Annotated in this window: 1 protein-coding gene and 2 pseudogenes; 2 read left to right on the top strand and 1 reads right to left on the bottom strand. The window is 57.5% G+C overall.

What is annotated here, in order from left to right:
• The first annotated feature begins 549 nt into the window (after positions 1-549).
• Positions 550-2,025, top strand: a complete 1,476-nt coding sequence (locus CINSTRO3249_RS14150) for an amino acid permease (RefSeq protein ID WP_074013733.1) — start codon at positions 550-552, stop codon at positions 2,023-2,025.
• A 474-nt stretch (positions 2,026-2,499) separates the two neighbouring features.
• Positions 2,500-3,099: pseudogene (locus CINSTRO3249_RS14145) on the top strand (iron chelate uptake ABC transporter family permease subunit); the annotation flags it as partial.
• Between the two features lie 15 nt (positions 3,100-3,114).
• Here CINSTRO3249_RS14145 and CINSTRO3249_RS14140 read toward each other — a convergent pair.
• Positions 3,115-3,351, bottom strand: a pseudogene (locus tag CINSTRO3249_RS14140) (IS4 family transposase); the annotation flags it as partial.
• Positions 3,352-3,480: the final 129 nt, after the last annotated feature.

The following is a 3,480-nucleotide window of genomic DNA, read 5'->3' as shown; positions in this document are numbered from 1 at the left end:
CGGTCTTCTGATGCACGTAGCGTATGTAAGACCGCATAATTAGGTCATTGTTGCACAGTTGACCGCCGAAGCCCGGCGTAGTGTTTGAGAGCAGTGAGCTGTGCGAACTGCGACTGCTGTTGACCTTAAGGCGCTTGCGCCGCCCTGATAGACCGGGATTGACCTTGATTTTGGGCTGTTGATTTTACCCTGCTAAATTTCTTGACTTAACACGGTAGCTTGTATGTGGTGCATCACCGGCAAAAGCACCTTTCCCACGCGCTACAGCGGTTTATCGATTTTTGCCAGCACCACGCCGGCGAAGATGCTCGTTAAGCGTAGCATCAACGCCCTAATTACCGATAAAAGCATAGCCGAGCGGACGGCTTGTAACGATAAACGGCTGCCATAGCGCGGCGGAATGGTGTTAAAATCGGCGGTTTTGTCATATTGCGCTTATAATTATCCGTTCATTATGAAGCTGTCTTATAATTCGACTGCTTTGGCGTGCGTGACGGGAACGATTTGCTACAATCCCGCCTCGATTTTTGCAGAGACCCGTCAAACGCCATGTGTCACAAAACTTCTTCTCCCCCGCCGCAGAGCGGCCTACGCCGCGAATTAAAAGCACGCCATTTGACGATGATCGCCATCGGCGGCTCCATTGGTACCGGCCTCTTTGTCGCCTCCGGCGCGTCTATCTCACAGGCCGGGCCGGGTGGCGCGCTGTTGTCGTACGTGTTGATCGGCCTGATGGTGTATTTCCTGATGACCAGCCTTGGCGAACTGGCGGCCTATATGCCGGTTTCCGGCTCGTTCGCCACCTACGGTTCACGTTATGTCGAAGAGGGTTTCGGCTTCGCCCTCGGCTGGAATTATTGGTACAACTGGGCGGTCACCATCGCGGTGGATCTGGTGGCGTCGCAGCTGGTGATGAATTACTGGTTCCCGGACACGCCGGGCTGGATCTGGAGTGCGCTGTTTTTGGGCATCATGTTCCTGCTTAACGTCATTTCGGTGAAAGGCTTTGGCGAGGCGGAATACTGGTTTTCGCTTATTAAAGTGGTCACCGTGGTGGTGTTTATCGGCGTGGGGGTGTTGATGATTGTCGGCATCCTGCGCGGCGGCGAGCATGCGGGTTGGCACAATTGGACGGTGGGCGACGCGCCTTTCGCCGGCGGCTTCGCCTCCATTATAGGCGTCGCCATGATTGTCGGCTTTTCTTTTCAGGGTACCGAGCTTATCGGTATCGCCGCCGGCGAGTCGGCGGATCCGGCCAAAAATATCCCGCGGGCGGTGCGGCAGGTGTTCTGGCGTATATTGCTGTTTTATGTGCTGGCTATCCTGATCATCAGCCTGATTATTCCCTATACCAGCCCCGACTTGCTGCGCAATGAGGTGAAAGACATCGCCGTCAGCCCGTTTACGCTGGTGTTTCGCAACGCCGGGCTGCTGTCGGCCGCGGCGGTGATGAACAGCGTCATCCTTACGGCGGTTTTGTCGGCGGGTAATTCCGGCATGTATGCCTCGACGCGTATGCTGTATACCCTGGCGATGGAGGGTAAAGCGCCGAAGATTTTCGCCCGCCTGTCGCAGGGCGGCGTCCCGCGCTATGCGCTGGTCATGACCACGCTGGTGGCGGCGCTGTGTTTTCTTTCCTCCCTGTACTCCAACCAGAAGGTTTATCTGTGGCTGTTGAACACCTCAGGCATGACCGGGTTCATCGCCTGGCTGGGCATCGCGGTCAGTCACTACCGGTTCCGCCGCGGCTATGTGAAGCAAGGGCGCGATCTTGCCGCTCTGCCTTATCGGGCCGGGTGGTTCCCGCTGGGGCCGGTGCTGGCGTTTATCTTATGCTTGCTTATTACGCTGGGTCAGAATTATCAGGCTTTCTTGGCGCAGACGATTGATTGGAATGGCGTCATCGCCACCTATATCGGTATTCCGCTGTTCTTGCTTATCTGGTGGGGCTACCGCTGGCGTCGCGGCAGCCGGTGGGTCCGTTATGAAGACATGACGTTTCCCGACACCACAGATCCGCGCTGATGGCTTTTGCGCGGCACGCGGTGGTGACGGGCGCCGCCGGGCCGGGTGGCTGGCGGATATCGTCGGACAATAGGTGATGGGTAAAGGCTTAATAGGATTGATAAGCTTTATCATTTGATTTATGGTTAGCGCTTTATTTTTGCCGGCCCGCCCGTCGAGCATTTTTCAGGTCGCGATGCTGGCGTAGGTGTCGTCTGAGCCTCCTTGGCACTTTCCACGGTCGGCAAGCCGGCATTAGGTGCCGTTTGTGCTTTGCCAGCCGCTTTTCGCAGTCGCCAAGCCTGCGCGGGTGCTGTTTGAGGTCTGCCCGACGCTTGCAGGGTTGCCAAGCCTGCGCGGGTGCCGTTTGAGGTCTGCCCGACGCTTGCAGGGTTGCCATGCCAGCATCGGTGCCGTTTGCGCTCCGCCGGGCGTCACACTCTCACGGGCCCGTGCCGGCAAAGTCGTCCCGTAGCCCGTTTTACAGGTACAGCAATGTGTATAACCTCCGAACCGACGCATGACGTCCCCCGAGCCGCCGCGATGGGGCAGTATCAACGTCTATTGCGCCGGCGTCTGTCGCTGCTGGCGGTGTTGCTGGCGGCCATTGTCGCCTGCGTGCTGGTGGACTTCATGCTGGGCCCGTCTGGACTGGGGCTCGAGGCGTTGTTGCACACGCTGTTTCATCCCCAGCTTGCCGATGCGGGGACGCGGGTCATTGTTTGGGATATTCGCCTGCCGTACGCCTTGATGGCGGTCGCGGTGGGCTTGTCGCTGGGACTGGCCGGCGCGGAAATGCAGACTATCCTGAATAACCCTCTCGCCAGCCCCTTCACCCTGGGGGTGTCCTCGGCGGCGGCGTTCGGCGCCGCGCTGGCGATTATCCTGGGGATAGGCGTCCCTGGCCTTCCCGAGACGTGGTTTATCGCCATTAACGCGTTTATTTTTGCGCTGATGGCGGCGCTGTTGTTGGATGCCGTGACGCGCTGGACCCGCGTGGCGACCTCTGGCGTGGTGCTCTTTGGGATAGCGCTGGTGTTTACCTTCAACGCGCTGGTGTCGATGATGCAGTTCATCGCCACCGAAGATCACCTCGTTATACACATTCTGTTCGTGCCTGAGCGCGCGTAGCGTTTCGGCGGCCGTCATGACTTTCTGCAAGCCTTTCCAGATAGTTTTTGCGCCTGGCTCACCGTCGCCTTTTCGAGCAAGAAAGCCTCCGAGTTGCGCAACTAAGCGCAATACTTCGTTTAGTTTAGGGCGGCCCTTGGGCATAGGCTTGTTCATCAGTAGGTAAGCTCCATGAGTCTCGTCGGAATCAAAGAACAACATTGCGTCCAGCTCTGGACTGAATCACCCCGGATAAATTAGAGTCTATACTTTAAAAGTGGAGGTCTCTATGACAACGACCAAACGTTACTCTCCGGAAGTCCGTGAACGGGCAGTTAATCTAGTGCTGGAAACTCAGCATGAGCA

The sequence above is a fragment of the Candidatus Sodalis sp. SoCistrobi genome (assembly GCF_900143145.1).
Classification (GTDB): Bacteria; Pseudomonadota; Gammaproteobacteria; order Enterobacterales; family Enterobacteriaceae; genus SoCistrobi.
The sequence above is the reverse complement of the archived record's forward strand: the minus strand, read 5'-3'. Positions and strand labels throughout refer to the sequence as shown.